At 33.0% G+C, this 25051-nt stretch carries 22 protein-coding genes; 6 read left to right on the top strand and 16 right to left on the bottom strand.

Annotated features, from left to right (window positions below; translation table 11 throughout):
- Nucleotides 1-15: 15 nt before the first annotated feature.
- The 4 genes from ACN0QX_RS04785 to ACN0QX_RS04800 form a co-directional block, all read right to left on the bottom strand.
- Complete coding sequence (locus tag ACN0QX_RS04785) at nucleotides 16-2472, bottom strand: tetratricopeptide repeat protein (protein ID WP_417195725.1); 2457 nt, start codon at nucleotides 2470-2472, stop codon at nucleotides 16-18.
- A gap of 209 nt (nucleotides 2473-2681) precedes the next feature.
- On the bottom strand, nucleotides 2682-3389 hold the full coding sequence (locus ACN0QX_RS04790) for an ABC transporter ATP-binding protein (protein ID WP_248396805.1): 708 nt from the start codon (nucleotides 3387-3389) through the stop codon (nucleotides 2682-2684).
- 24 nt (nucleotides 3390-3413) lie between these two features.
- Nucleotides 3414-4886: a DUF5687 family protein gene (locus ACN0QX_RS04795; RefSeq protein WP_417195726.1), complete on the bottom strand. Its 1473-nt coding sequence runs from the start codon at nucleotides 4884-4886 to the stop codon at nucleotides 3414-3416.
- A 27-nt stretch (nucleotides 4887-4913) separates the two neighbouring features.
- Nucleotides 4914-5318: a DUF2059 domain-containing protein gene (locus ACN0QX_RS04800; protein WP_417195727.1), complete on the bottom strand. Its 405-nt coding sequence runs from the start codon at nucleotides 5316-5318 to the stop codon at nucleotides 4914-4916.
- A 256-nt stretch (nucleotides 5319-5574) separates the two neighbouring features.
- Here ACN0QX_RS04800 and ACN0QX_RS04805 point away from each other — a divergent pair, with 256 nt between their 5' ends.
- On the top strand, nucleotides 5575-6633 hold the full coding sequence (locus ACN0QX_RS04805; protein WP_417195728.1) for a 2Fe-2S iron-sulfur cluster-binding protein: 1059 nt from the start codon (nucleotides 5575-5577) through the stop codon (nucleotides 6631-6633).
- 148 nt (nucleotides 6634-6781) lie between these two features.
- Here ACN0QX_RS04805 and ACN0QX_RS04810 read toward each other — a convergent pair whose 3' ends face one another.
- Nucleotides 6782-7801, bottom strand: a complete 1020-nt coding sequence (locus tag ACN0QX_RS04810) for a glycosyltransferase family 9 protein (RefSeq protein ID WP_417195729.1) — start codon at nucleotides 7799-7801, stop codon at nucleotides 6782-6784.
- Between the two features lie 56 nt (nucleotides 7802-7857).
- On the bottom strand, nucleotides 7858-8466 hold the full coding sequence (locus ACN0QX_RS04815) for a DUF4254 domain-containing protein (protein WP_417195730.1): 609 nt from the start codon (nucleotides 8464-8466) through the stop codon (nucleotides 7858-7860).
- 72 nt (nucleotides 8467-8538) lie between these two features.
- On the opposite strand from ACN0QX_RS04815, the gene upp reads away from it, so the two are divergent.
- Nucleotides 8539-9198 carry a uracil phosphoribosyltransferase gene (gene upp / locus ACN0QX_RS04820; RefSeq protein ID WP_417195731.1) on the top strand — a complete coding sequence of 220 codons (660 nt, stop codon included), beginning with the start codon at nucleotides 8539-8541 and terminating at the stop codon, nucleotides 9196-9198.
- On the opposite strand, the gene ACN0QX_RS04825 is transcribed toward upp, so the two are convergent.
- The gene (locus ACN0QX_RS04825) at nucleotides 9187-10110 is read right to left on the bottom strand and encodes a DUF6427 family protein (protein ID WP_417195732.1); all 924 of its coding nucleotides are present in this window, start codon (nucleotides 10108-10110) and stop codon (nucleotides 9187-9189) included. The two genes, upp and ACN0QX_RS04825, sit on opposite strands and share 12 nt — an antisense overlap.
- Nucleotides 10111-10269: 159 nt before the next feature.
- Here ACN0QX_RS04825 and ACN0QX_RS04830 point away from each other — a divergent pair, with 159 nt between their 5' ends.
- On the top strand, nucleotides 10270-10497 hold the full coding sequence (locus ACN0QX_RS04830; protein WP_376858318.1) for a DUF6341 family protein: 228 nt from the start codon (nucleotides 10270-10272) through the stop codon (nucleotides 10495-10497).
- Here the strand turns inward: ACN0QX_RS04830 and purD are convergent.
- Complete coding sequence (gene purD / locus ACN0QX_RS04835; RefSeq protein WP_417195733.1) at nucleotides 10492-11763, bottom strand: phosphoribosylamine--glycine ligase; 1272 nt, start codon at nucleotides 11761-11763, stop codon at nucleotides 10492-10494. The genes ACN0QX_RS04830 and purD overlap by 6 nt on opposite strands.
- Before the next feature lie 82 nt (nucleotides 11764-11845).
- Here purD and ACN0QX_RS04840 point away from each other — a divergent pair, with 82 nt between their 5' ends.
- Genes ACN0QX_RS04840 through ACN0QX_RS04850 form a run of 3 tightly spaced genes read left to right on the top strand, consistent with a single transcriptional unit; the run spans nucleotide 11846 to nucleotide 15421 of the window.
- On the top strand, nucleotides 11846-13156 hold the full coding sequence (locus tag ACN0QX_RS04840) for a phenylacetate--CoA ligase family protein (protein ID WP_417195734.1): 1311 nt from the start codon (nucleotides 11846-11848) through the stop codon (nucleotides 13154-13156).
- A gap of 7 nt (nucleotides 13157-13163) precedes the next feature.
- Nucleotides 13164-14258: a non-hydrolyzing UDP-N-acetylglucosamine 2-epimerase gene (wecB, locus tag ACN0QX_RS04845; protein ID WP_248396823.1), complete on the top strand. Its 1095-nt coding sequence runs from the start codon at nucleotides 13164-13166 to the stop codon at nucleotides 14256-14258.
- Nucleotides 14258-15421, top strand: a complete 1164-nt coding sequence (locus ACN0QX_RS04850; protein WP_417195735.1) for a glycosyltransferase family 4 protein — start codon at nucleotides 14258-14260, stop codon at nucleotides 15419-15421. The genes wecB and ACN0QX_RS04850 overlap by 1 nt, the downstream gene beginning before the upstream one ends.
- On the opposite strand, the gene ACN0QX_RS04855 is transcribed toward ACN0QX_RS04850, so the two are convergent.
- The 8 genes from ACN0QX_RS04855 to ACN0QX_RS04890 form a co-directional block, all read right to left on the bottom strand.
- A complete protein-coding gene (locus ACN0QX_RS04855; RefSeq protein WP_417195736.1) occupies nucleotides 15418-16776 on the bottom strand; it encodes an undecaprenyl-phosphate glucose phosphotransferase in 1359 nt (452 codons plus the stop codon). The genes ACN0QX_RS04850 and ACN0QX_RS04855 overlap by 4 nt on opposite strands.
- Entirely contained in the window at nucleotides 16776-17762 is a 987-nt protein-coding gene (locus tag ACN0QX_RS04860) for a UDP-glucuronic acid decarboxylase family protein (RefSeq protein ID WP_248396828.1), read from the bottom strand. Before ACN0QX_RS04860 ends, ACN0QX_RS04855 begins: the two co-directional genes overlap by 1 nt.
- Complete coding sequence (locus ACN0QX_RS04865) at nucleotides 17762-19072, bottom strand: UDP-glucose dehydrogenase family protein (RefSeq protein WP_417195737.1); 1311 nt, start codon at nucleotides 19070-19072, stop codon at nucleotides 17762-17764. The genes ACN0QX_RS04860 and ACN0QX_RS04865 overlap by 1 nt, the downstream gene beginning before the upstream one ends.
- Before the next feature lie 34 nt (nucleotides 19073-19106).
- Nucleotides 19107-20228, bottom strand: coding sequence for a glycosyltransferase family 4 protein (locus ACN0QX_RS04870; protein ID WP_248396832.1), 1122 nt, complete (start codon nucleotides 20226-20228; stop codon nucleotides 19107-19109).
- On the bottom strand, nucleotides 20206-21471 hold the full coding sequence (locus tag ACN0QX_RS04875; RefSeq protein ID WP_417195738.1) for an O-antigen polymerase: 1266 nt from the start codon (nucleotides 21469-21471) through the stop codon (nucleotides 20206-20208). Before ACN0QX_RS04875 ends, ACN0QX_RS04870 begins: the two co-directional genes overlap by 23 nt.
- Nucleotides 21472-21473: 2 nt before the next feature.
- The gene (locus tag ACN0QX_RS04880; RefSeq protein WP_417195739.1) at nucleotides 21474-22730 is read right to left on the bottom strand and encodes a hypothetical protein; all 1257 of its coding nucleotides are present in this window, start codon (nucleotides 22728-22730) and stop codon (nucleotides 21474-21476) included.
- A 122-nt stretch (nucleotides 22731-22852) separates the two neighbouring features.
- On the bottom strand, nucleotides 22853-23902 hold the full coding sequence (locus tag ACN0QX_RS04885; RefSeq protein ID WP_417195740.1) for a hypothetical protein: 1050 nt from the start codon (nucleotides 23900-23902) through the stop codon (nucleotides 22853-22855).
- Complete coding sequence (locus ACN0QX_RS04890; protein ID WP_417195741.1) at nucleotides 23895-24989, bottom strand: O-antigen ligase family protein; 1095 nt, start codon at nucleotides 24987-24989, stop codon at nucleotides 23895-23897. The genes ACN0QX_RS04885 and ACN0QX_RS04890 overlap by 8 nt, the downstream gene beginning before the upstream one ends.
- Between the last annotated feature and the right edge of the window lie 62 nt (nucleotides 24990-25051).

Consider the following 25051-nt stretch of genomic DNA (forward strand, 5'->3'; position numbering starts at 1 on the left):
TTTATTTTTTGGGGTTTAATTGACTGCTAAATATGCATCCATATTTTTATGGATTTGTAGGGTTGCATAGTTCGTTGACGAAATAGCAAAATGTTGGTGTCGTATTTTGTCTTTTTTCTTTTCTTCTAATGATGCTGCATACCCTAAAGCGCCTTCCTTGCTTGTTAAACCATGAATGATAACAAAGGTGGTTTCAGGGTTATAGACATCAACCGAAACGGATAAATCAAAAACATTAACTTGATCTGTTTCTTTTTTAAGTTTGGTTACAAATTCAGAAATTGCCTTTTCGTTTGCCGCATTGAAATAATACACAACTTTGTAATTGGTGTCATCTGGATTTTCAACAAAATCAGTACTGCTTATTTTTGGTAACAAATTATCAACAATGTCTTGTGCTTGAGCACCTTCTTCCGTATTGGCATAATTGTAAGCTACAAAAGTCATAGCTTTACTATAGGCTTCATATCCATATAAACGACCTGTAGCCCGTGCCTTTAAGAGCTCGAATTTAGGTACTAAAGCTTCCCCTTCAAATATAGAAATATAGCGATCTGCTTCATTAATAACCTCTTGATATTGGTGGTTTTCTAAAGCTTTATACAGATTTTCATAAACACTTTCTGGGCTGCTATCATCTTTTGCCAAAGCCGAATCTGGATTTTTTAAAATGGTAGCATATCGCGACTCTGGATAATTAGCAATAATATCGTTTTTAGCAATTTCAGCTTCACCATTCTGACCTTCCAACATATAAATTTTATACAAATTATATTTAGCAGGAACTACTAATTTTTCATCTGGATTAAAGCTTAAAAGCGTTTGGAATTTATCTTTAGACAAACCGTTTTCCTTAAATTTCTCTTTATAAATTAGTCCTAATTGGTAGTATGCACGGTTGCGCTCTTTGGTAATACTATCAATTGCTTTTTTATCCGTTGGTATTTGCGTTAAATAAAATTCTGGATTGAATAATTCATTTTCAACTTCATTTTCAATTAAATCATTAAAAACTTCATTGGTTTTGGATTTGTTGATACTAGACCAACGCCAATTATCTTTTAATTCACGATCTCCCCAATTTTTTCTAAATTCATTTTTACCATAGGAGACGGTTGTTGGGTTATAGAAATAAAATTCAACTGGACCGCCTGCTGCTGGTCCACCCGCTTTTTTTACCATTGAACTTCCTGCGGCAAAGCTATTATTAGTATTTACCTGGATTAAGCCTTGATTACGTTCCCGCTCTTCCTCAAGTGCTTTTTCGGCTTCCGCCTTCAATTTTAATTCTTGGGTGTAGGTTTCAAAATAAGCCGTTCTTTCGTCTGCGGACATGGCAACTAAACCAAGGATGCTATCGTTGGCAATAGCAACATCTTCATAATAAATAACGTCTTCTAAATTATCGCGTTTACGTTTGATGATTCGGTATGGCTTGCTATTCATTTTCATGTTTAGCATGGTGCTATCATAATAAGCACCGGCAATTTTATATTCGGTATAATCGAAAAAGATATCACCTAGATTTTCATAGTCTTTAGAAACCAATATTTTATCTGTTGGATTGGTGCGTAATGACTTGTTATAAAACTCAACTGCCAAGGAATCAGAACCATTTTTTAAATGATATTCACCAATCTGATAATAAATTTTACTTAAAAAAGGCCGGTTTTCACGATCATCCTCTAGCTCATATAGTAGTTCAATTAAAGCTTGTTTATCACCTTCTGTAAAATCGAAATTACGTGCTTTCCCAACATAAGCCGCAATGCGGTAAGGTCTTGGCGTTTTTCTATTCAGTTCTATAACCCGATCAAAAGCAATATTTGCGCTATCGGTTTTATTAAGTCTATTGTATAATTGGGCTTGAATGAATCTGTAGCGGCCGCGTTCATCATTGTTTTTGGTATGTTGTGCAGCAATATCTATTTGCCAAACAGCACTATCTAAAGATTTTGTATTAATGTAGGCTTGGGCCAACATGGCAGTGGCGTCTGCTAAATCCTGACCTTCCAATTCCACTTGGTACATTAAACGCTTTAAATTGGTAATAGCCAATTCTTCATTTTCTAAACGAATGTTTGTTTTTTCACGCCATATTCTGGCTTGATTAATTTTATCACTCGCCGGATATTTATAAAGAATGTAGTTAAAAGCTTCTAATGCTGGTATAAAACGTTGATCAAAATAACGCGCTTTCCCCAACAGTAAATAGGCTTCATCAATTTGCGGATTTTTTTCTTTTCCGCCAATATTCATTCCATGTTTCTGAACGGCTTTAATTGCTTTTTCTTCAGCACGTTCAAAATCTTGATTTTTACTTTGACCAGGGAGCATAATTTCTTCCGAAATCTGCATGCGTTCTATAGGTAGAATTTCCCAAAAATTATCATCATAGGAATCGTTTACCCCTTTTTGGCCACTTTCTAATGCTAAATATCCGTTGTAAAGGATGTTGTATTTTGTAGACATGGCATGCATGTTCCTACTCACAAAAGAATCTTTCTTGCGTGAACAACTAGTAAGTACTAACGTAATACTAAATAGAAATAGGATGATTCTGAAAGTGGTCTTCAACGTTGATTGTGTTTAATTATACATAACTAAAAACAGCTATATATATTATGTATTGCCGTAAAAATAAGCATCTTTTTGAATAATTATAAAAAAAGAGCAGACTTTTAAATAGTTTCTGTTCCTGCAAAGTGCGCTTCTAATTCTTTTAAAGTAGCTGCACTGGTTTTTAAATCCTTTACAACTTCGCCTTTTTCTAGTACCACTATGCGTTCGCATACATCAGTAACGTGCAATAAATCGTGACTAGAAATTAATACGGTAACGCCTTTGGTTTCGGCTAAATCTTTAATAATTCCCTTTAAACGAATTTGCGTTGTTGGATCTAAATTAGCAAACGGTTCATCTAAAATAATAACTTCTGGATTTCCAATTAAAGCAGCAACAATGCCGGCTTTTTTCTGATTTCCTTTACTCAAATCGCGTAAATATTTTTTCTGATTTAATATTTCGCCGTGGAAAAAATCTTCAAATTGCGATACTAATGCATCCACATCCGATTTATTCTGACCGCGTAACTCGCCAATAAAATAGAAATATTCTTCCGCTGTTAAATAACCTATTAAAAATGTTTCATCAATAAAGGCGGATGTAAAGGGTTTCCAATCTTCGCTTTCATTAACTAATACATTATTGTTTTTAATATAGCCTGTTGTGGGTTGAATTAAATCCAGTAGCAAACTAAAATAGGTGGTTTTTCCAGCACCATTATTCCCTACTAAACCAAAACTTTGACCTTTTGGAATTTCCAAGGAATCTATGTGTAGAACCTGAATATCATTATATTTTTTTGAAAGATTTGATGTAATTATCATGGGTAATTATAATTAAATGTTTGATTATTTTTTTTCACTAAACGCAGCAATAGTTTTATATTTTCCATCTTGGTAAACGTTTTCAATTTTTCGTAAAAAGAAGTTTTTGAAAACAATTCCTACCACGCCACTCAAGGCTAAAACTAATATGCCAGTTTCAAAATTTACTAATTTATAAGGGATATAAAATAAGCCCATTGGCAGTAAAAATTTAGGTAAAGCAATCAACATTTGCGTTGGATTAAATCCGTTGGTATTACTAAACGCTTTTGCTTTTGTGTTGAGCTCTACAGGCATTCTATTTAGAGCGCCGCCAAAAAGCGTTAGAAAAGAATTTAATCCAATATTAAACAAAGCACCAGCGGCTATCATCCCGAAAATATCCCAGCCAAAATAAATATATGGTGTACTTAAAACAAAGGAAATAGCTACGGCTACCACCATTAAATACCATTTGGATTCTAGGTATTGACGATACGGAATATTCTGACTCATCAGCATTTTGTAATACTCGCTATCCCATGACGGTACGAGTTGACCGAAAGTCATTAGAAAACCACCTGTAACAAACATCGAGGCAAATGCTAAAATAGCCGGCATTTCTCTATACATGTCTTGTGTGTAAAAAATAAGACCATAAAACAAAAACATGAAAGACATCATCATAGTTTGTTTTGGTCGGGCATTTCGCCAAATTAATTTAATATCATTCTTTAAAAATGGAGCAATGCTACCAAATCTATCAAACCACGATAAATCTGTTGCTTCCACCACTTTAACTTTTTTAGAAACAGCATCGTCTAAATAAAATCCTTTTTTAACATATTTAAAGTTCAATTTATATAAAACGACTAATAATGCTAAAGGAATAATAGCTAAATACGGTTGATTATACAGAGTATTAAATGCAATACCTATTGGTTCTGATGCCGCATAAATACCATAAAACTCCAAAGCAACTAATCCTAATAATAAAGGTGCAGCAATGTAAAATACGGTATTACTTTTATTGACTAAAAAGTTTAAAAAATTTATGGATAATGTTAAGAATATAATAGATAAAAACCAGCACAACACATTTATTACCGGATAGCCTTTTACTAATAAAACAATGCTAAACGGTAAAAACAAAAACAGCGATAAGAAGTTAAAAAATGAGAGCGTGGTTTTACCTAATAAATAGTGAATTACTGTATCTCTTTTAATAGGAATAGTCATTAAGGGCTTTACATTCAAAACGGGCAATTGCTGCAAAAAATAGCGTATGAGTAGTTCAAATAAAAACCAATAAATTAAAAAATTATTAATTGTTACAATCGGATCTATTTCTGGAATGGCTTTTTTAGCAATAAAAAACATGCCAACTCCCATAAATAAGGCTATACCGCCAAAATATAATGCTCCTAAAATGAGGAATATTTTTATAATAAGTCCTTTTTGAAAATAGGATGCCCTTTTAAACTGTTTCCATTCGAGGCTTAAAAATTGTTTAATCATTTTTATTAGTTTGTTGAAACGTGATTTTTAATTGGTGTGCTTTTGTGCAATCTGTCCGACTTCCATTCCCCAACTCTGACCTAACATCATCCCTTTTTGAGTAAGTACACTTTGTTTAAATGCTAGTTTTTTACCTAAATCGGTTTTATAGAAAGCTACTAATTCTTCAATTTCATCTTTGGTAAATTCTTCCATGTATATGTCGGCTAATTGGCTATACAACTTATCAAGTGTGCCATTTGCTTCCTTTGTAAAGGCTGCTTTGTTTGCTTCTGGAACCATAGCTCCTATTTGAGCAATGGCATCATGAAAAGCACCAGTGGCTCCTGTTAGTCCAATAAATTCTATGGTTTGTTGTTTAAATTCGGATGGCTCTTGAGCCGAAATAGAAAGGGTTAAAAATAAGGCAAGTACTGAAAATAGTGTTTTCATAAAAATTGGTATTGATTAATTATAAGTAGCAAAAAAATACAATTTGTTACATGGCATATTCTGGATAGGTTTCTTGAAGATGAAAAGTAGCATTTTTTGGTAAAATAATAGCGGTTATGTAGGTTAAATTATAATTCCTGCCGAAGAAATTGAATATAATACGGGTTAAAAACTGAAAGCATCAAATTTTTAAATAAATTTCAGCAATTATAAGTTAAAAATCAAAGGCTTCACTATTTTTGTAAAAAATCAAAATATGTCACACTTTCATACACTTTCCGTTAAAGAACTTCATAGAGAAACAGACAAATCGGTTACCATTAGTTTTCAGGTTCCTGACCACTTGAAGTCGGTTTACCAATTTCAAGCTGGTCAATATATTACATTGAAAACAAGCTTGAATGGTCAGGAAGTCCGTCGTGATTATTCCTTGTGCTCCTCACCAAAAAGTGGCGAATTAAAAGTAGCTGTCAAAGAAGTTCAGGACGGAACCTTTTCAGCTTATGCCAATAATGATTTAAAAGCTGGAGACACGCTAGAAGTGGCTCCACCAAAAGGTCGTTTTGTTTTTACACCTAATGATAAGCAAACAAAGAACATAGCCTTGTTTGCGGCAGGTAGTGGAATTACACCTGTTTTAAGTATTGTGAAATGTGCTTTAGAAGAAGAAATTCACAGCAAAGTCATCCTGGTTTACGGAAACAAGACCACTCAAGACACGATGTTTTTACAGGAGCTTTTGGATTTACAACATACCTACAAAGAACGTTTCACCATACAATTTGTATTCAGCCAAGCCGATGAAACCGACGCTATTTTTGGTCGCATTGAAAAAAGTACTGTCAATTATGTCATGAAAAACAAGCACAAAAATATTGAGGTAGATGCCTTTTATTTATGTGGACCTGAAGCCATGATTCATGCCGTAAAAGATGTTTTAACGGAACATGAAATTCCAAAAGAACGTGTTCACTTTGAATTATTTAAAGCAGCAAAACCTACGGAAGATAGTGCTTTAGGTGTTATACCAGAAGGAAAAACGCAAATTACGGTTGTTGTTGATGATGAAGAAACAACGTTTGAAATGAGCCAGAAGCAAACCGTTTTAGAAGCCGCTTTAGATGAAGATTTAGATGCACCATATTCCTGCCAAGGTGGTATTTGCAGTAGTTGTTTAGCCCGAATTACTGAAGGTGAAGCAACCATGCGTCAAAATAATATTTTAACCGATAGTGAAGTTGCCGAAGGCTTAATTTTAACCTGTCAAGCACATCCAACTACACCGACTTTGAAGGTGGATTATGATGATATTTAGATAAAGCTTACGCTCTCCTTCGGACTTTTCTCCCAAAGAGAGAGTTTAGAGGTTTATAAATTGAATAAAAATTTCTATTCAGAACTTCGAGTGTCAATGTGTAACTCTGTAAAATAAAGTAGCTTTCATTTGAAACAATTATAATAAACTACCTTAAAACAGTCCTCACCTTTTCAACAACCCTTTCAACCGGAACACTTCCAGCAGCATGCTTATAATCGTCAGGATATTTGTTGCCATAAATTGATGTTGGAATTTTTGGGTATAGTTTTCTATCCGCTACCAAGGCATAATCAGCTGGTTGATTAAAAGGTGCAAACCCAGCAAACGGATGCGTAACTCCCCAAATGGTCACCACGTTTACGCCAAGCATAGCTGCTAAATGCGCATTTCCAGAATCCATAGAAAGCATGACGTCTAAATTGGAAATAACATCCAACTCTTCATTAAATGATAATTTTCCCGCCATGTTAATAATACCATCTGCTTCAGACTCCAAATAATTCAACACTTGAACTTCTTTTTTTCCGCCTCCAAATAATAAAACCTGATAGTCTTTAGACAATTCTTTAACAACCTGCTCCATAAGTTCCAATGGATATTTTTTACCTTCATGAGCCGCAAAAGGTGCAATACCAATGCGTTTCTTATTGGTACTACCTATTATTCTTGAAACATTAGGGTTTAAAGCTTCTGGAATTGGGTAATTTGGTTTACTTAAATCTAGAGGGAAACCTAATGTTTCAAACACATCTGCATAACGTTGATGTGTGGTTTTTAATGGTTCAAAAATTTTGCCTTGGGTAAGTTCCTTTTTGGCTTTTCGGCCTTTATCAACAGTGGCTACTTTCGGCACACCAAGCAATGGTTTTAACACTTTAGTTCGTAGCACCTTGTGTAAATCGGCAATGGCATCGCAGTTTTCTTTTTTTAATTCACGAGACAATTTATACAAACCCACGAGGCCTTTATGTTTGTTTTTTACATCTGCAGGAAACACGGTTACGTTTTTTAAATCGCGGAACAATGGCGCAAAAAATGCACGTGTTAAAACGGTAATTTTAACACTGGGATATTGTTGGGTAAACGCACGTAGCACAGGAACCGTCATAGCAACATCGCCCATGGCGGAAAGTCGGATAACGAGTATGTGTTTGGGTTTGGACATTTATAAAACCATTAACCTTTCGACTGCGCTCAAGGTGAAAAACTAAATTTAGATGTTTATTTTTGAGAACGCAACACCGGATTCAGTTCATCATCATTATACATCTTCATTTGCTTGTATACTTTCATGTATTTATCGCCTTTTTCAATATCTGCTAACAAGGTGTCAATTGCTGTAGACAGGTCTACACGTTGTTCCAATAATACATTTAGTTTGGTTTGGCAAGCAGCCAAATGCGCATCAGTAGCATCCGTACGTGTTGCTTCTTCGTGCATATGGTACACTTTAAGCGCTAAAATGGACAATCTATCAACACCCCAAGCTGGACTTTCTGTGTTAATTGTTGCATCATCTTTTGGTGTTACATTTTTATACTTTTCAAGGAAATAGCTGTCAATATACTCTACCATATCCGTTCTATCCTGATTAGAAGCATCAATTTGACGTTTCAATTTCAAAGCAGCAACGGGATCAATTTGTGGATCGCGAATAATATCTTCATAATGCCATTGCACAGTATCTATCCAGCTTTTTCTATATAATAAATGTTCTAAAGTCTGCGAATCTTTATCATACGGATTACTAAAAGGTTGATCTACCGTATTAACAACATGATAGGTTTTTATAACGTCTTGGAATATTTTATTGGCTTTTTCTGAAAACATAATATAAAAATTTTGAAACACAAATATAAACCTATTTATTAACTTTACAGTTCAAAACAAATCCAAAACACGATGCATATCCATAATATTTCGCTTGAAAATTCTATTTTAAATTCCTTTATTTCAGAAATGCGTGATATTGACATTCAAAAAGATCCCATGCGGTTTAGACGTAATATTGAACGTACTGGTGAAATTTTAGGCTATGAATTAAGTAAATCTTTAAATTATAAATCTGTCAACATTCAAACACCTTTAGGTACTGCCGCCGAATTTATATCTACTGATAACATTGTATTATGTTCCATTTTACGAGCAGGTGTTCCGCTGCATAACGGTTTATTAAATTACTTTGATAAAGCTGAAAATGCTTTTATTTCGGCTTACAGACATCATAAAAGTAAACCTGAAAGTTTTGAAATTATTGTCGAGTATTTGGCATGCCCTAGTTTAGAAGGTAAAATACTTATTTTGGCAGACCCCATGTTAGCAACGGGTCAATCCATGGTAGCAACCTTTGAAGCTTTAAAGCCCTTTGGGAAACCTAAAGCCGTGCATTTGGTGAGTGTTATTGGTGCTCAAGAGGGTTTAGATTATGTGTCCAAACATTTTGACGCAGACGCACATTTATGGATTGCCACCGTAGATGAAAAACTAACGGATAAAGGCTATATTATGCCAGGATTAGGTGATGCTGGCGATTTAGCTTTTGGCGAAAAACTACAGCACTAAACTGGCAAGGAGCCCCACTATTAAAAGCCATATTAAGACCTCGCGAAACCATTTTTCAGGAACTATTTCAATATAATTAGTAACAATAAGTGCCAAAGGAGCTATTAAGAAAATAAACTCTGCTCCCGATTTTTCTGGTGAAATAATAATAATTACTAGCGCTATAAAAGCCGTAAAAAGTATGAGCAAATATGACGGTCTATAGCTTTTAGATTGGTTTTTAATTGTCCTTAAATAATAAAATAAAGACCAAATAAAATAAGAGAAGTATATGGTTGCCGCAATAATAATTTGACGATTATTCAACATACTGAAATCGAAATTTTTCCCTCTTTCAAACCGATCTACATACGCCCAAAAATCGATATTAAATACTATTAACATGGCATAGGTAAGTACAGCTACTAAAAGCACACCAATAAATGGAATGATCCAATTCTTAACATCTGTAATCCCATATAGAAAAAGCGCCGCAAACAGCACGATAAAAAATAACGAGCTCCAAAAAAAGAGCAGGGTTGCTAATGAGATCCAGATGGTAGCATCCAGAATTTTTTTCTTATTATCTTTTTTAGAGCGCAAACTCACAATGCGCCGCAGTGCTAACATTATAAACAGATTGGCAATTACTAACTTGGTATTTAAAAATGTCTGGAACATTAATACCATAAACAGTCCATAAAATAAGAGATTGTAACTATTCTTTTTGGATAGTCTATTCTTACTAGTAAAAAAATCGAATATAAAAAGCGATAGTACACAAACACCAAATAGAGCGAGTTGCTTCAGGACAAACACCGTATTAAATTCAGGGTGCATCCTTAATTTGGCCAGTAAAAAACCGATAAACAATACCATACTCATAATAACAAAATGAATAGGTTTCGCTTTTCTAAAGAATTTTGAAATCATACAGCTAGGAGAAAATCACTTCTACGGATTTATTGATTGTGGTAAATTACTAATATTCTCTTCAAATTATTGAAATTTAATTTGAAAAAGGTGTAATTTTGTATCATTACATAATGATTACTATATTACACGTGCTTTAAAAGCCTTAAAATTTATATTATGACCGATTTTTTTTACGCCATTGAAGACTTATTTGTAAATGTTTTATTTGCACCATTTGATGCCTTAAGAGCATTAGAACTTGAAAGCTGGTTTGCTGCAAATGCCATAAACTGGATTTTAATGATTGTTGGTATGGTAGCTTTTGTTTACTGGATGCTACAACTTAAAAAATTCAACGATAACGGTGAGGAAAACAAAAGCATTACATCTCACAGTTATTTATAAATCGAATCCAATATCTTTTCTATAATACATCTTATCAAAATGTAGTTTGTCTATATTTTGATAAGATTTTTTTAGTGCCTCACTGTAGGTATTTCCATAGCTTGTTATTGCTATAACACGACCTCCAGAGGTGACTACTTTATCATCCTTTAAGCTTGCACCGGCATGAAAAGGTAATACATCTACCAATTTATCTAATCCCAAAATTTCCTTGCCTTTTTCATAAGCTTCTGGATATCCACCAGAGACTAACATGACTGTGGTAGCAGCACGTTCATCAATTTCAATGTTAATAGTATCTAGTGTTTGGTTTGCAATGGCTTGAAAAATTTCAGCCAAATCATTCTTTAAACGTGGTAAAACGACTTCCGTTTCAGGATCTCCCATACGAACGTTATATTCAATAACTTTCGGCTCATTTCCTACCTTTATTAATCCAATGAAAACAAACCCTTTATACGGCAAATTGTCTTTTTGAAGTCCACTAATGGTCGGTTTAACGACTTGCTCTTCTATTTTATTTAAAAATTCGGGTGTTGCAAATGGTACTGGTGAAACGGCTCCCATTCCACCTGTATTTAAACCTGTATCCCCTTCACCAATACGTTTGTAATCTTTAGCCGTTGGTAGAATTTTATAGTTTTTTCCGTCGGTTAAAACAAAGCAACTTAACTCGATTCCATCTAAAAATTCTTCAATTACCACTTTAGTGCTGGCTTCACCAAATTTGGCATCAACCAACATACTTTTCAATTCAGCTTTAGCTTCGTTTAAATCATTTAAAATCAACACGCCTTTTCCAGCTGCCAAACCATCTGCTTTTAAAACGTAAGGTGGATTTAAAGTTTCTAAAAACTGATAACCCGCTTCCACAGTACGTGCATTAAAACTCTGATAAGCTGCCGTTGGAATGTTATGGCGCATCATAAACTCTTTAGCAAACTCCTTACTGCCTTCTAATTCAGCCGCGGCTTTTTCGGGACCAATTACAGAAACACGCTTTAAATCAGCATCATTTAAAAAGAAATCATGAATACCTTGAACTAACGGATCTTCAGGACCAACAACCACCATGTTAATCTTTTTCTCTAGAACCAATGTTTTTATAGCTTGAAAATCGGTAACACCAATCGCTTCGTTTTCAGCTATAGCAGCCGTTCCCGAATTTCCAGGTGCTACATAAAGTGCTTTACATAATGGACTTTGCTTTAATTTCCATGCAAATGTATGTTCTCGACCACCTGATCCTAATATTAAAATATTCATGTTGTTGTTGTTTGCTGCAAAAATAATTGCTTTTACGCTTAAAAAACAATTATTTTACAAAAACATCTTAAGCCAATTTCTTTTGAATTTATTCGACCTTTCATTACAATTTAACGGTTTTCCCATTAAGAAAGCGGAACGGATTTTGAAAGGGATTCAAGCGCAACCAGACCAGGCCTTTGAAGCGTATGTTGAAAATAAAAAAAATGAAATTGTTACATACCATATTCAAAACAATTCATTTTATAGCAACTTGGTAAACGATGTCAAAGTAATAGATTGGAATTCCATTCCGGTTATGACAAAACGCGATTTGCAGATACCACTGCAAGACCGACTTTCCGCTGGTTATAACCTTAAAAATGTGTATATCAATAAAACATCCGGTTCTTCTGGCGATCCGTTTATTTTTGCTAAAGATTATGAGTGCCATGCCTTAACTTGGGCAGTTATTAAAAATAGATTTGGTTGGTATGGATTAGATTTTAATAGCTCCAAACAAGCCCGGTTTTATGGTATTCCTTTAAACAAAAAAGGCTATTATAAAGAACGTTTTAAGGATTTTTTGAGCAGTCGGTTTCGCTTTTCCGTTTTCGATTTAAGCGATACAGCGTTTGAAGGTTATATTAGAAAGTTTAAGTCCACACCGTTTGCTTATTTAAATGGTTATACCAGTTCTATCGGTCAATTTGCCAAATATTTAGAGCGAAAAAATCTTGTTTTAAAAGCAATATGTCCCACATTAAAAGCCTGTGTAGTAACATCAGAAATGCTTTTTGATTCGGATAAATTACGTATGGAAAAACAATTTGGCGTTCCAGTAATTAACGAATATGGTGCATCTGAATTGGATTTAATTGCATTTCAAAACCTAGAAAACGACTGGCAAATTAATAGTGAGACGCTATATGTTGAAATTTTAGATGAAGCTAATAACGTACTTCCATTAGGTGATGAAGGCCGCGTTGTAATTACGTCCTTATACAACCAAGCACATCCGTTTATACGTTATGATATTGGCGATATTGGTATACTTTCAGAGAAAAGTTCGGTAAAAAAACCTATTCTTAAAAAGCTGATTGGAAGAACGAATGATATAGCTGTTTTGCCAAGTGGCAAAAAAGCGGCTGGTTTAACTTTCTATTACATCACAAAAAGTATTATAGAAGATGACGGTTTGGTAAAGGAATTCATCATTCAGCAAACACATCTAAATACGTTTAAAATTATATATGTTGGTGTCAAGGTCTTATCTGAAGAAAAAATGCAACAAATCCGTGATGAAATGACCCGTTATTTAGAACCTAACCTAACCGTTATTTTTGAGCGTCAAGAGGTGCTAGAACGCTCAAAAAGTGGTAAATTGAAACAGTTTTCATCACTAATAGAATAAGAGTCCAATGAATATTACCATAGTAGCAGGTGCCAGACCAAATTTCATGAAGATAGCACCAATAATAAATGTGCTGAAGCGAAAAAAACGGGAAGGTTACGACCTTAATTTTCGTTTAGTCCATACGGGGCAGCACTATGATAACAGTTTAAGTGGCGCTTTTTTTGAGGAATTAGGCATACCGTATCCTGATGTAAATTTAGAAGTAAAAAGCGGTACCCAAGCGGAACAGACAGGTGCTATTATGATAGGGTTTGAAAAAGAACTTCAGAAAAACCCTTCGGATTTAGTTTTAGTGGTAGGTGATGTAACCTCAACTATGGCTTGTACGTTAGTTGCAAAAAAATCGGGGATTAAAGTGGCACATGTAGAAGCTGGTATCCGTTCTGGGGATATGAAAATGCCAGAAGAAATAAATCGAATTGTCACAGATAGTTTAACCGATTATTTTTTTACAACATCTAAATTAGCAAGCAACAACCTTATAAAACTTGGTGTAGATAGCAATCAGGTTTTCTTTGTTGGAAATGTTATGATAGATACGCTTAAAACACATGAATCTCGTTTTAAACAACCAGAAATTTGGAAATCATTGGGTTTAAAACAGAAGCACTACTTTGTAATGACGCTTCATAGACCAAGCAATGTGGATGAAGCCCAAAATATAGAGGCAATTTTAAAACAAATTTCTTCGTTAAGTAAGGATTATCCAATTGTTTTTCCTGTTCATCCCAGAACTAAAAAATTATTACAGAGTTTAAATTTGAGTTATAAAAATTTGTATTATACCGAACCTCTAGGGTATTTGGAGTTTAATTTTTTAGTAAAACATGCCTTTGGTGTTATAACAGATTCCGGTGGTATTAGTGAGGAAACGACTATTATGAATGTGCCATGCGTAACACTTCGTGAAAATACAGAAAGGCCTGAAACATGTGAAATTGGGACAAATATACTAGTAGGAAAAGATCCAATTAAAATTGAGAATGCTTTTAAAACTTTATTTTCAGGTACATGGAAGCAAGCCCAAGTTCCAGCACTTTGGGACGGGCATGCTGCTGATAGGATTATTTCTCAATTAATAAAAACTTATCATTTATAGTGAAAAAAATTCTCATTATAACTAGTTATTTTCCACCTGAAACTGGCGCAGCTTCTAACCGGATTTTTCATTTAGCAACAGGATTAGAAAATCAAAATTTTAAGGTATCTGTAATTACACCGCTGCCTAATTATCCGAAAGGTAGGGTTTTTGATGATTATCGTGGGAAATTCAAACAAACATCCACAGAAAAAAATGTTACCATACACAGATTGTGGTTGTATGCGAGTAATTCTAAAAACAAATTATTACGCTTGTTCACCATGATATCGTACAGTATAAGTCTGATTTGGTTTTTTATTTGGAACAAAATTCCGGAAACTGTTATCGTACAATCACCTCCATTGTTGGTTGCTTTTACCTGTATGCTATGTTTGCAGCGAAAAAAAAGAAAGCTCGTTTTAAATGTCAGTGATTTGTGGCCAATTGCAGGTTTAGAGTTGGGTGCTTTTAAAAAGAATTTCAGTTATAAAATGCTGGAAAAAATTGAACGTTTTAACTACAAAAAAGCAGATTTAGTTTTGGGCCAAAGCCAGGAGATTTTAGTCCATGTAAAATCTCTATTTCCAGAAAAAGCAACCTTTCTATACAGAAATTACCCTGATTTTGAACTTCCAGAATTAAAAGAACCATCTATTTCAGGTGACAAAATCACAATAGTTTATGCCGGATTATTGGGTATAGCTCAAGGAATCTATAAGCTATGTGAATCGTTGGATTATAGCAATATTGAATTTCATATTTATGGCGGAGGTGCAGAAAAAGAAAAAATAGTTCAGTTTATATCTGAAAATCCAGATTTACCAATAGTTTATCATGGCGAAGTTACGCGAAGCGAATTACATAATGCCTTATTATGTTATGATATAACCATTATTCCATTACTTAATAGAATTTATGGTTCTGTTCCTTCCAAAATATTTGAATACGCCAAATTAGGGCTTCCTATGCTTTATTTTGGAGGTGGCGAAGGTGAAGATATTATTCAACAACATCAATTGGGATGGATAGCTGAAGCTGGAAATTATAGCCATTTAAACAAAACCATTCAAAGTTTAGGAAAAAATGAATTAAGCTTAAAAAATCGGACAAAGATTCAACAAGCAGCCCTAGAAAATTTTGATTTTAACAAGCAGTTATTAAAATTAAAAGCGGTGCTTTAATAGGCTTTTTCTTCGCCTCGAACAGCGTTTATAAACGTTTTAATAATAATTTTTAGGTCCAAAAGTAAGGACCAGTTTTCAATATAAAAAATATCATATTTTACGCGACCAATTATATCTTTATCAGTTTCAACTTCACCGCGGAAACCACTAATTTGTGCTAAGCCGGTTATACCTGGTTTCACAAAATGACGTACCATAAACTTATCAATACGTTTTGCATACATATTGGTATGACTTACCATGTGGGGTCTAGGGCCAACAACAGACATATCGCCAAAGAGTACATTGAAAAACTGTGGTAACTCGTCAATACTTGTTTTTCTAATAAATTTACCTGTTTTGGTTACACGTTGGTCATCTCTAGTTGCTTGATAAAGATTGGCATCCTTATTGGGTGTCATGGATCGGAATTTATAACAATCAAATTCCTTGTAATTAAAGCCATTTCTGGATTGCTTAAAGAACACTGGACCTTTAGATTCTAGTTTAATTAAAATGGCGATAATAGGCGTTAACCATGATAAAACAAATACAATAACACAGGCAGAAAACACAATATCAAAAAGCCGTTTAATAAACTGATTAGCCGACTCTTCTAAAGGAATATTTCTTAAGGATAGAATGGGAATATAATCATAGTATTCATATTTCAATTTCTTGGAATAAATATCTTTATTATCAGGTAAAAACTTCAGAATTATTAGATTATTATCTGCAAAATCAATCACTTTCATCATTTGTGAATTAGAAAGTTCAGATATTGAACAATACACCTCTTCAATTGCTTCCTTTTTAATAAAGTGAAGACAGGCATCCAAATCAAATGTGTCCTTATTTTTTAAATTAAACGTTCTTTTATGCTTATAACCATATTCGGGGTTAGAATTAAAAAAGTTCTCTAAAGCCGTGGTTTGTTTATTTTTTCCTAAAATGGCCGTTCTTCTATAATTTCCGCCAAAGGAAGATCGGTATTTTTGAAGCAAATAATAAAAAGCAAACTTAAATACGGTTATTAAAATAAAGGCAAAACCTACGTATTTAAAAATAGTTTTAGGACGAATATTTAGGTCGTGGTAGAATCCAGAATAGGCTAATACAAATAATCCAAAAAGCACCATTTGTCTGAAAATTAAGGACAAAATGGTGATTTCTCGTGTATAACGATACACCTCATAAAACTTTGAATTAATGGAAATAAACAGCCATGCTATGGTTGTTACACTTGTAAAAATTAAAGGGTGTTGGAAATTGAAAAAATATAAAATAGCCAACCCATTAATAATGCCTAAATCTATCAAATAAGAAATAGGCCTAATATAAATAGAGTATCTACCGTGTTGTATTTGGCTCATTAATTTTTAATATGCTTAGAGAAATCCTTGTGTTCGCTTTTGTTTAACTCCTCGGCAGACAGTTGCTTAAAATAGCTAAACGTTTTTTCCATGCCTTCTGCTCTTTCTACTTTAGGCGTCCAGTTTAATAAATTTTTAGCTAGTGTAATATCTGGTTGTCTTTGCAACGGATCATCCGTAGGAAGTTCTTTGTAAATAATTTTCTGATTGGTTCCTGTTAATTTGATAATTTCTTCGGCAAAGTCCTTTATGGTAATTTCGTGAGGGTTACCAATATTTACAGGATATGAATAATCGCTAAAAAGCAAATTGTAAATACCTTCAACTTGATCATCAACATAACAAAAAGAACGCGTTTGAGAACCATCACCAAAAACCGTTAAATCCTCTCCACGTAAAGCCTGACCCATAAATGCCGGAATAACACGACCATCATTTAGGCGCATTCGTGGTCCATAGGTATTAAAGATACGCACAATACGTGTTTCAATACCGTGAAATCTGTGATATGCCATGGTTATAGATTCTTGAAAACGTTTGGCTTCATCATAAACACCACGTGGACCTATGGTATTTACATTACCATAATAGTCTTCGGTTTGTGGATGCACCAATGGATCTCCATAAACTTCAGACGTAGACGCAATTAGTATTCTAGCCTTTTTAGCTTTAGCAAGACCTAGTAAATTATGTGTGCCTAAAGAGCCTACTTTTAATGTTTGAATGGGTATTTTTAAATAATCAATAGGACTTGCAGGTGATGCAAAATGTAAAATGTAATCGAGTTCACCTTCAATTTTAATAAATTCCGTCACATCATGTTCAATAAATTCAAAATTCGGATTATCCATCAAGTGTTTGATGTTTTTAGAATCGCCTGTGATATAGTTATCCATACCAATGACGTGGAATCCTTCTTTTATAAACCGATCACTTAAATGAGAACCTAGAAAACCAGCTGCTCCTGTTATTAATACCTTTTTCATTAATCTATTGTCTTTCTTCCTATTGAGCTGTAATAAAAGCCTTCGTTTTTAATATCCTGAACATCATATAAGTTTCTACCATCAAAAATAACTGGCGTATTCATTTCTGCTTTCAGTTTGTTAAAATCTGGTGTTCTAAAGATACTCCATTCTGTACAGATAATCAAGGCATCGGCATCTTGAATTGCTGAATACATATCTGGAGCATAGGTGATTTGATTACCAAATTTACGCTCCACATTTTCCATAGCTTCTGGGTCGAATGCCGTTATTGAAGCGCCACTTTCAAGCAGGCCCTCAATTATATACAAAGCTGGTGCTTCCCGAATATCATCAGTTTCAGGTTTGAAAGCCAAGCCCCAAATGGCAATTTTTTTATCTTTTAAATCACCTTTAAAAAAGGCATCAATACGTGGTAATAGGATTCGTTTTTGTAAGTCGTTTACCTTTATAACAGCATTTAAAATATCGAAAGTGTAATTATGGTCTTTCCCTGATTTATGAAGTGCTTTCACGTCCTTTGGAAAGCAAGAGCCTCCATAGCCTATTCCTGGGAATAAGAAGCGTTTACCAATTCTAGAATCGGTTCCCATACCAATGCGCACTTTATCAACATCTGCACCCACTTTTTCACAGAAGTTAGCAATTTCATTCATAAAGGTTATTTTGGTGGCCAAAAATGAATTTGCGGCATATTTGGTAAGTTCCGCCGATTTTTCATCCATAATAATTATCGGGTTTCCAGAGCGTACAAAAGGCTTATAGAGTTTTTCCATAAGTTTGGTAGCTTTATCTGAACTAGAACCTATAACAATACGTTCTGGCTTTAAAAAGTCTTCTACGGCAAAACCTTCACGTAAAAATTCAGGATTAGAAACCACATCAAAATCTACCGTGGTTTCATTTGCAATAGCTTTAGTAACACGCTCCGCTGTTCCAACAGGAACGGTGCTTTTATCGACAATAACTTTGTAGCTTTTTAATAATTTTCCAATGTTTGTGGCGGCACCTAACACATACGACAAATCGGCCGAACCATCTTCATCTTCAGGCGTTGGTAGTGCTAGGAAAATAATATCACCATGGTTTAGACCTTCCTCCAATGAAGTTGAGAATTTTAAACGGTCTGCTTTTATGTTTCTTTCGAAAAGGGTATCGAGTAGTGGTTCGTATATTGGCACGACACCAGCTTGCATTTTTTTAACTTTACTTTCATCAATGTCAATACATAAGACATTATTACCTGTTTCGGCCAGACATGTTCCGGTAACTAAACCTACGTAGCCTGTTCCTATTACTGATATGTTCATTTAAAATTTATTAAGTATTTTCAAATTTACAAAACTAGATTGTATTGTTTTTATAAAACTCTAAATATGCATTATTTACAAAAGTTTCCATTTCCTTTTCAAAGCGTTCTTTAGAAAATTTTAGTGCGTGTGTTCTAATTTCTTTAGGATCAAATTGGAGTTCTTCAAATTTTGACACGGCATCGATAATGGCTATTTCATTTTGTTTATTAAAGAAAACACCCGTTTTATTTTTAATTATGGTTTCAGTTGCCCCACCTCTTCCATAAGCTATTACTGGTGTACCACACGCTTGCGCCTCAACTGGTATTATACCAAAATCCTCTTCGGCAGCAAAAACAAAAGCTTTCGCTTTTCTCATATAATCTGTTAACTTCTCTTTATTTACAAATCCAACAAGTTCTATATTTGATTTGGCAATTTTTTTTATGGCACTATATTCTGGACCATCACCAGAAACAATTAATTTTTTATTTGGCATGTTATTAAAGGCACGTACAATAAGTTCAATTTTTTTATAAGGTACCATTCGGGAAGCCGTAAAATAATAATCATCCTTATCTGTTTCTAATGGAAAAGCATGTACATTTACTGGAGGATAGATAACAACCGAATCTCTATTATAAATCTTTTTTATACGTCTGGCAATATATTTTGAATTGGCAACAAACAAATCTACCCTATTTACGGTTGCCAAATCCCATAAACGCATTTTATGTAATACATATTTAGCATACATGGATTTTAACCCTTTATTAAGTTTTGCTTCACGCAGGTACTGATGATATAAATCCCACGCATAACGCATTGGCGAATGACAATAGCAAATATGCAATTGATTTTGATGTGTTAGAACTCCTTTAGCTACGGAAGCTGAAGAACTTAATACCAAATCGTATTCGCTTAAATCAAATTGCTCTATGGCGTTTGGAAAGAATTGTAAAAATTTCCTGTGATTGGATTTTGCTGTTGGCAATTTTTGGATAAAACTTGTAGAAACAGATTTACCATTTAGAATGAAGGCTCTATCGGCATCGTTTAAATAATCCACTAATGCAAAATGGTCAAAATCTTCCCATATCGTATTAAGCGAATGAACCACTTTTTCGGCTCCTCCACTTACATAATACCAATCATGAACTAATGCTTTCCTCATGTAGTTTTTTTTCGAAGATTTTCAGTAAAAAAAGTAAAAACAAGAAACCGAATAAAACATATATTCCAGCACCTCGTGTATAACTAAGAATCATCAAAAATACATTAATAATTAAAAAGTACATTAAAATAGGTGAGTAAATGACGGATTGAAAAGATTTTTGATATATATATTTCTGAAATACGCCAAATAAAAACATTAGTACTAAGGAAAACCAACGGAAATCAATATAGTAGGAACCAAATTGCGTTAAATACACATACTTTCGAGGCGACAAATTAGCAATTGGGATTGACGACAAACTAATTTTATTAAAAAATTTAGGAATGATAGAGTAATTATACATCCCATAACCTATGGACAAACTATCTATATCAATAATATGGTTAAACTCAAAAGCGCCATGTGTAATATATTGTCCTGTGTGCAAACCAGACATAACATAAAGCTTTGTTAGTTGGGAATGATTTGTGGTTTCAAAATAATTAATGGCTGCATCGGTTGGTTTTAAAATTTCATTATAACGGCTTTCAAGCAAGGATTTGTAAAAAGTATCATCAAAATTTTCAGAATAATTTTCACGTTTTAGTAAAATTAACATGGAAATACTCATTAAAATCACAACAGCAATTACGGTAATACTAATTCTTTTAAAATTAATTTTAGGTTTTTGATAAGCGATAAAAGTAAAAACGATAATAAGAAAAATCTCAAAAAATGGTTTCCTAGTTCCTTTTAAAATAGCTTCAAGAAGAGGGAAAAACAGTACTATATATGATGCTATAATATAAAATTTAGGACGTTTAAGGTTTGCTCTTATACAAATAACGAAAGGGAAGAAATAAAGGCTTTTAAGAACCGACGCTACAATCAATAACACCTGATTTTGTTTAAAATTGTCATCGTTTAAAAACCGATTAAATTTTAAATCGTTTGCAAAAGATAAATTTCTATTTACGAATAAATCATACCATCTTAATGCAAAGCTTACGACAATAATAATTAACAATAATTTTACAACCTTTTGGGTATTATAGGTTATTCTTTGGTTGGTTATTGTTTTAAAATTGAACATCACAAACCCCGCTATAATGGCAATATAACAAGATACAATAAACAAAATAGTTTTTGTTTTAATAGGCTGTACAGCCTCCAGTGGTAATAACATATAAGCTAAAACCCAAATTAATAAGCCTACCGTTAAGCTCCCAAAAAATAACCAATATGTTTTTATTAAATTCATCTTTAAATAGTATAAAAATAATAAACGCTAGTTATGAAATATATTATAATTAAGGTTATCGCAGACTTTTTAAAATATATTCCTTTACTATACAAACTGCTGTACTGTAATAAACAGGCAACAAAAATAATGGACATGTGTAAAAAGGTTAATAAAGCGAGTGTTAAATAGTTTTGAACAGCGTAGAAAAGTAAAATTGAGATAAAAACCAATATTAAAAATTTAATGTTGTTTTTAGATGCTAGATTCTCGCGATCTATGATATTAGAATTTAAGGCACTAGCAATCCACATGACCATTTGCGCAGACAGTAAGAAATAAACGGTTTTATACGCCTGGTAAGTATCGTTAAAATAGTCTGAAAAGTGCGTAATTATAAAAGGAGCAATAAATTGAATGACGACGGATAAACAGAAAATAAATATAAAAAATAAGTAAAAATATTTATCCAATACTTCAGGATTAAACGTGTATATTTTTTTAAAAAAAGCAATATTAATTACTTGATGAATCATGACTACTACTGCAGATAACCTAAAATAAAAGGCATAGATACCAACGGTTTCAAAATCAAAAAATAACTCAACTAAAATGCGGCCGGATGTGGTTATTAAAAAAATTAAAAATGTTGAAATTAATAGGTGAATACTAAACTTTAAAATGGTTTTGTAGCCAAGTAAAGTAGCTTTTTCTTTTACCTTATAATAATTAATAATGCCATATACAACATACACCAAACTATAAGTAAGCACAAAAACATTTATTAGCTGGAGATTAACATCTAATAAATTTAGTTTATCCAGTACATAGGCAACTAGCAAAACTAGGTAGATTCCGGAGTCGATTATTACCGAGGGCGTGGACTTTTCATGAGATTTTAATTGGGTAGAATAAAAAACTTGATTCGCAATTATATAAGACATGTTAAAAGCCAAGTAAAAAACAACATCCAAATTGAAGAAAAAATAGAGTACTTGATTGAGTGCAAAAGGAATAAAAAGAATAACAGCATGCAGTTTGAAGGCTGGCTTAAGTTCCACCTTTTCTTCTCTCAAAATAAAATACGGGTAAGCACCCGGAACCCCTAAATTTATTATGGTGTTTACAATCATCCCTAATCCTGCTAAAGCATATTCTAACACTCCAAAGTCTGATTTCGTTAGAATATCCGCCAACAGTAATGGAATAAAATAAACAGTTGCTTTTGCAACCATAAAAACCACGCCAAAAATGGCATACTGTTTTAAAAATTTAAACATATAGTTGTTTACGTTTCGCCTTTATTAAATTTTAAAGTTAACAGTTAGGTTTCAATTAAAAACAAAAAGAGTTTAAAATATATTTTAAACCCTTTCATAATAATTATATTATTTGACAATCATCATTCTTTAATTTCTATAATAACGCCATTCGGATCCTCCTCTAAAATAGTAATATCAGGGTTATTATTTATGACTTTAAATTTACCTATTGTAACGGGTTTTTCTTTATTTCCGCTATCAAAATGAGCCGTGTATTTTCCTTTAGATTCTAATTCGTTAATGGTTATATTTTCTATAAAACTATCATAACATTTATTAATCCATAAGGCTTTAAAATCTTTCTCTTCTCCTCTTTCTGCATCCTGCATTCCATCCATACCTTCTGAACTTCCAACACCAAATTTATCTATAATAACCTCATCTATTAAATGATCTCTACCCGTCATATAAATACCATGTCTGTCTGATGATTTAATATGTATTTTTTTTATTTGAACGTTCACGGGATTGTTTTGCCATCCATCCATAGCAAGTGCAGCATGTGTGTATTTATATTTATCACTACCCGAGCCTAAATCTTGCACTTCTAAATAATTAATTTTAATATTTTTAGAACCATGATAAATGTGGCAACCTGTATTCCTTAATCCCCACAGGTTTTTAGAAATATCCGATTTTAATATAACTGAATCAATTGAAATATCTAAAGCTTCTGTAATGCCTAATCGCGCATAAGCAATTAAGGTGCCTTTTAAATTAATATTTTTAGGTTTAGGCATTGAGTCGCTAATTTGAGTAATATGTATAAGGTTAAATTCAGAATTGTTAAACCTTAAATTCATGTTTTTGCGTGAATCCAAAGTCAAATCCATACCATAATAACCAGCAGGAAAAACAATTTCCATACCCGTATTTTCTGCAAGGTCTAAAACTGTAGTCATAAAGTTTTTACCCGAAGTTGGATGAGAGCTTTTTGCTGTTTTAGCTGTTACACCATATCTTCGCGCATCGCCAACAGGAAAAGAATCATTGAGAACATAATTACTTTCTATATTTTCTGTTTTATCCTCACTTTGTGCTTGAATTTCTGATTTTTTGGGGTTCTCTTTACACGAATTTAGAATCATTGTAAAAAGTATAGCTAGTAAAATAAATTTTGTATTAGTCATGATTGTCGTTGTATAATAAAAATGGAATTAGAAATGCAAATATAACAATTCCATGCTGCCTATCAAGATATGATTCTACGAGGCAAGCTAAACTAAAGAATGTTATAAAGTAGGCATAATATTTTTGATGGCGATTTATTTTTTTTAGCAGCAGTATTATTAAAATTACAAATATAGTACCACCTAAAATGCCTGTTTTTAAAAATTCAGAGATGTATTGGTTATGTGCATTATAGTTAGCATCTAACGCTGCCTTGAAATTAATACGCTGATATTGCGCATTTAAAGCTGCCTGAAAATCTCCTGTTCCCACGCCAAATGGTAATGAATCTAAAATTTCGTGTAAAGCTAAATAATCAATCAATAAGCGATGCTCAAATGTGTTTTTTGTAATGGTAAATGAATTTTTAGTAATTACCGTTTCTAAATTAAAATCTACCGTTTTCCTAAATACATCTAGTCGTTGATTTACAATGGGTAATTGTAAAGCGAGTACAAAAATTAAAACTCCAGTTACAATAGGAATTAGCGCTTTTGTTTTTTTTCTTTTATAAGTCTGCACAATTAACATTATCCAAAATAAAACCACAAATATTGCACTGGTTTTATTACCTAATAAAAAAATAATTCCAAGTGAAATGCTCAATAAAACTAAATGGAAAAAGGTTTTTTGTTTATCTATTAGGGCACTAATAGAGGCTATTACTGGTATGAATAATATAAAAATGAGATAAAATTGACTTATACCTAACTTGTTACTAATAGTAAAGTGAACAAATGTACTTATGTTTCTTTTATCCCAAATTAAATGCAAAAGGATAAAGTATATAAAAGGCAGGATTATAGTTATTTTGCATATTGAAATGATGAATTTAAACTCTTTTTTAGTGAATTTTTCAACACTTAAGATAGCTGGCAAAAACAAAAGCGGCAACATGACGGTTGCGCGTGTGATGGCAAAATCAGTATTTTCTGAATAAAAAATTCCTATTATCTGTGCTACAAACAAAAGCATGAAAAGCATATTTGTTTTTTCTGTCCAAATTGCTCTAAATTTTGTTTTAATGTTGGTTTTAGTATCTATCAAAAAATACAATAGAAACAAAAACACAGCTATATTAGAAATAGCATAAGAAATGCTAAACGACG

The sequence above is a fragment of the Bizionia sp. genome (genome assembly GCF_048259285.1).
Lineage (GTDB): Bacteria > Bacteroidota > Bacteroidia > Flavobacteriales > Flavobacteriaceae > Algorimicrobium > Algorimicrobium hallyeonense.

Bases quoted from the DNA above. Each gene is read 5' to 3' on its own strand.
- ACN0QX_RS04880 (WP_417195739.1), bottom strand. From the start codon at position 22,730: ATGTTTAAATTTTTAAAACAGTATGCCATTTTTGGCGTGGTTTTTATG.
- ACN0QX_RS04805 (WP_417195728.1), top strand. From the start codon at position 5,575: ATGTCACACTTTCATACACTTTCCGTTAAAGAACTTCATAGAGAAACA.
- ACN0QX_RS04865 (WP_417195737.1), bottom strand. From the start codon at position 19,072: ATGAACATATCAGTAATAGGAACAGGCTACGTAGGTTTAGTTACCGGA.
- ACN0QX_RS04855 (WP_417195736.1), bottom strand. From the start codon at position 16,776: ATGAGCCAAATACAACACGGTAGATACTCTATTTATATTAGGCCTATT.
- upp (WP_417195731.1), top strand. From the start codon at position 8,539: ATGCATATCCATAATATTTCGCTTGAAAATTCTATTTTAAATTCCTTT.
- ACN0QX_RS04875 (WP_417195738.1), bottom strand. From the start codon at position 21,471: ATGAATTTAATAAAAACATATTGGTTATTTTTTGGGAGCTTAACGGTA.
- purD (WP_417195733.1), bottom strand. From the start codon at position 11,763: ATGAATATTTTAATATTAGGATCAGGTGGTCGAGAACATACATTTGCA.
- ACN0QX_RS04785 (WP_417195725.1), bottom strand. From the start codon at position 2,472: ATGTCTACAAAATACAACATCCTTTACAACGGATATTTAGCATTAGAA.
- ACN0QX_RS04830 (WP_376858318.1), top strand. From the start codon at position 10,270: ATGACCGATTTTTTTTACGCCATTGAAGACTTATTTGTAAATGTTTTA.
- ACN0QX_RS04870 (WP_248396832.1), bottom strand. From the start codon at position 20,228: ATGAGGAAAGCATTAGTTCATGATTGGTATTATGTAAGTGGAGGAGCC.
- ACN0QX_RS04815 (WP_417195730.1), bottom strand. From the start codon at position 8,466: ATGTTTTCAGAAAAAGCCAATAAAATATTCCAAGACGTTATAAAAACC.
- ACN0QX_RS04885 (WP_417195740.1), bottom strand. From the start codon at position 23,902: ATGACTAATACAAAATTTATTTTACTAGCTATACTTTTTACAATGATT.
- ACN0QX_RS04800 (WP_417195727.1), bottom strand. From the start codon at position 5,318: ATGAAAACACTATTTTCAGTACTTGCCTTATTTTTAACCCTTTCTATT.
- ACN0QX_RS04790 (WP_248396805.1), bottom strand. From the start codon at position 3,389: ATGATAATTACATCAAATCTTTCAAAAAAATATAATGATATTCAGGTT.
- ACN0QX_RS04810 (WP_417195729.1), bottom strand. From the start codon at position 7,801: ATGTCCAAACCCAAACACATACTCGTTATCCGACTTTCCGCCATGGGC.
- ACN0QX_RS04825 (WP_417195732.1), bottom strand. From the start codon at position 10,110: ATGATTTCAAAATTCTTTAGAAAAGCGAAACCTATTCATTTTGTTATT.
- ACN0QX_RS04795 (WP_417195726.1), bottom strand. From the start codon at position 4,886: ATGATTAAACAATTTTTAAGCCTCGAATGGAAACAGTTTAAAAGGGCA.
- wecB (WP_248396823.1), top strand. From the start codon at position 13,164: ATGAATATTACCATAGTAGCAGGTGCCAGACCAAATTTCATGAAGATA.
- ACN0QX_RS04860 (WP_248396828.1), bottom strand. From the start codon at position 17,762: ATGAAAAAGGTATTAATAACAGGAGCAGCTGGTTTTCTAGGTTCTCAT.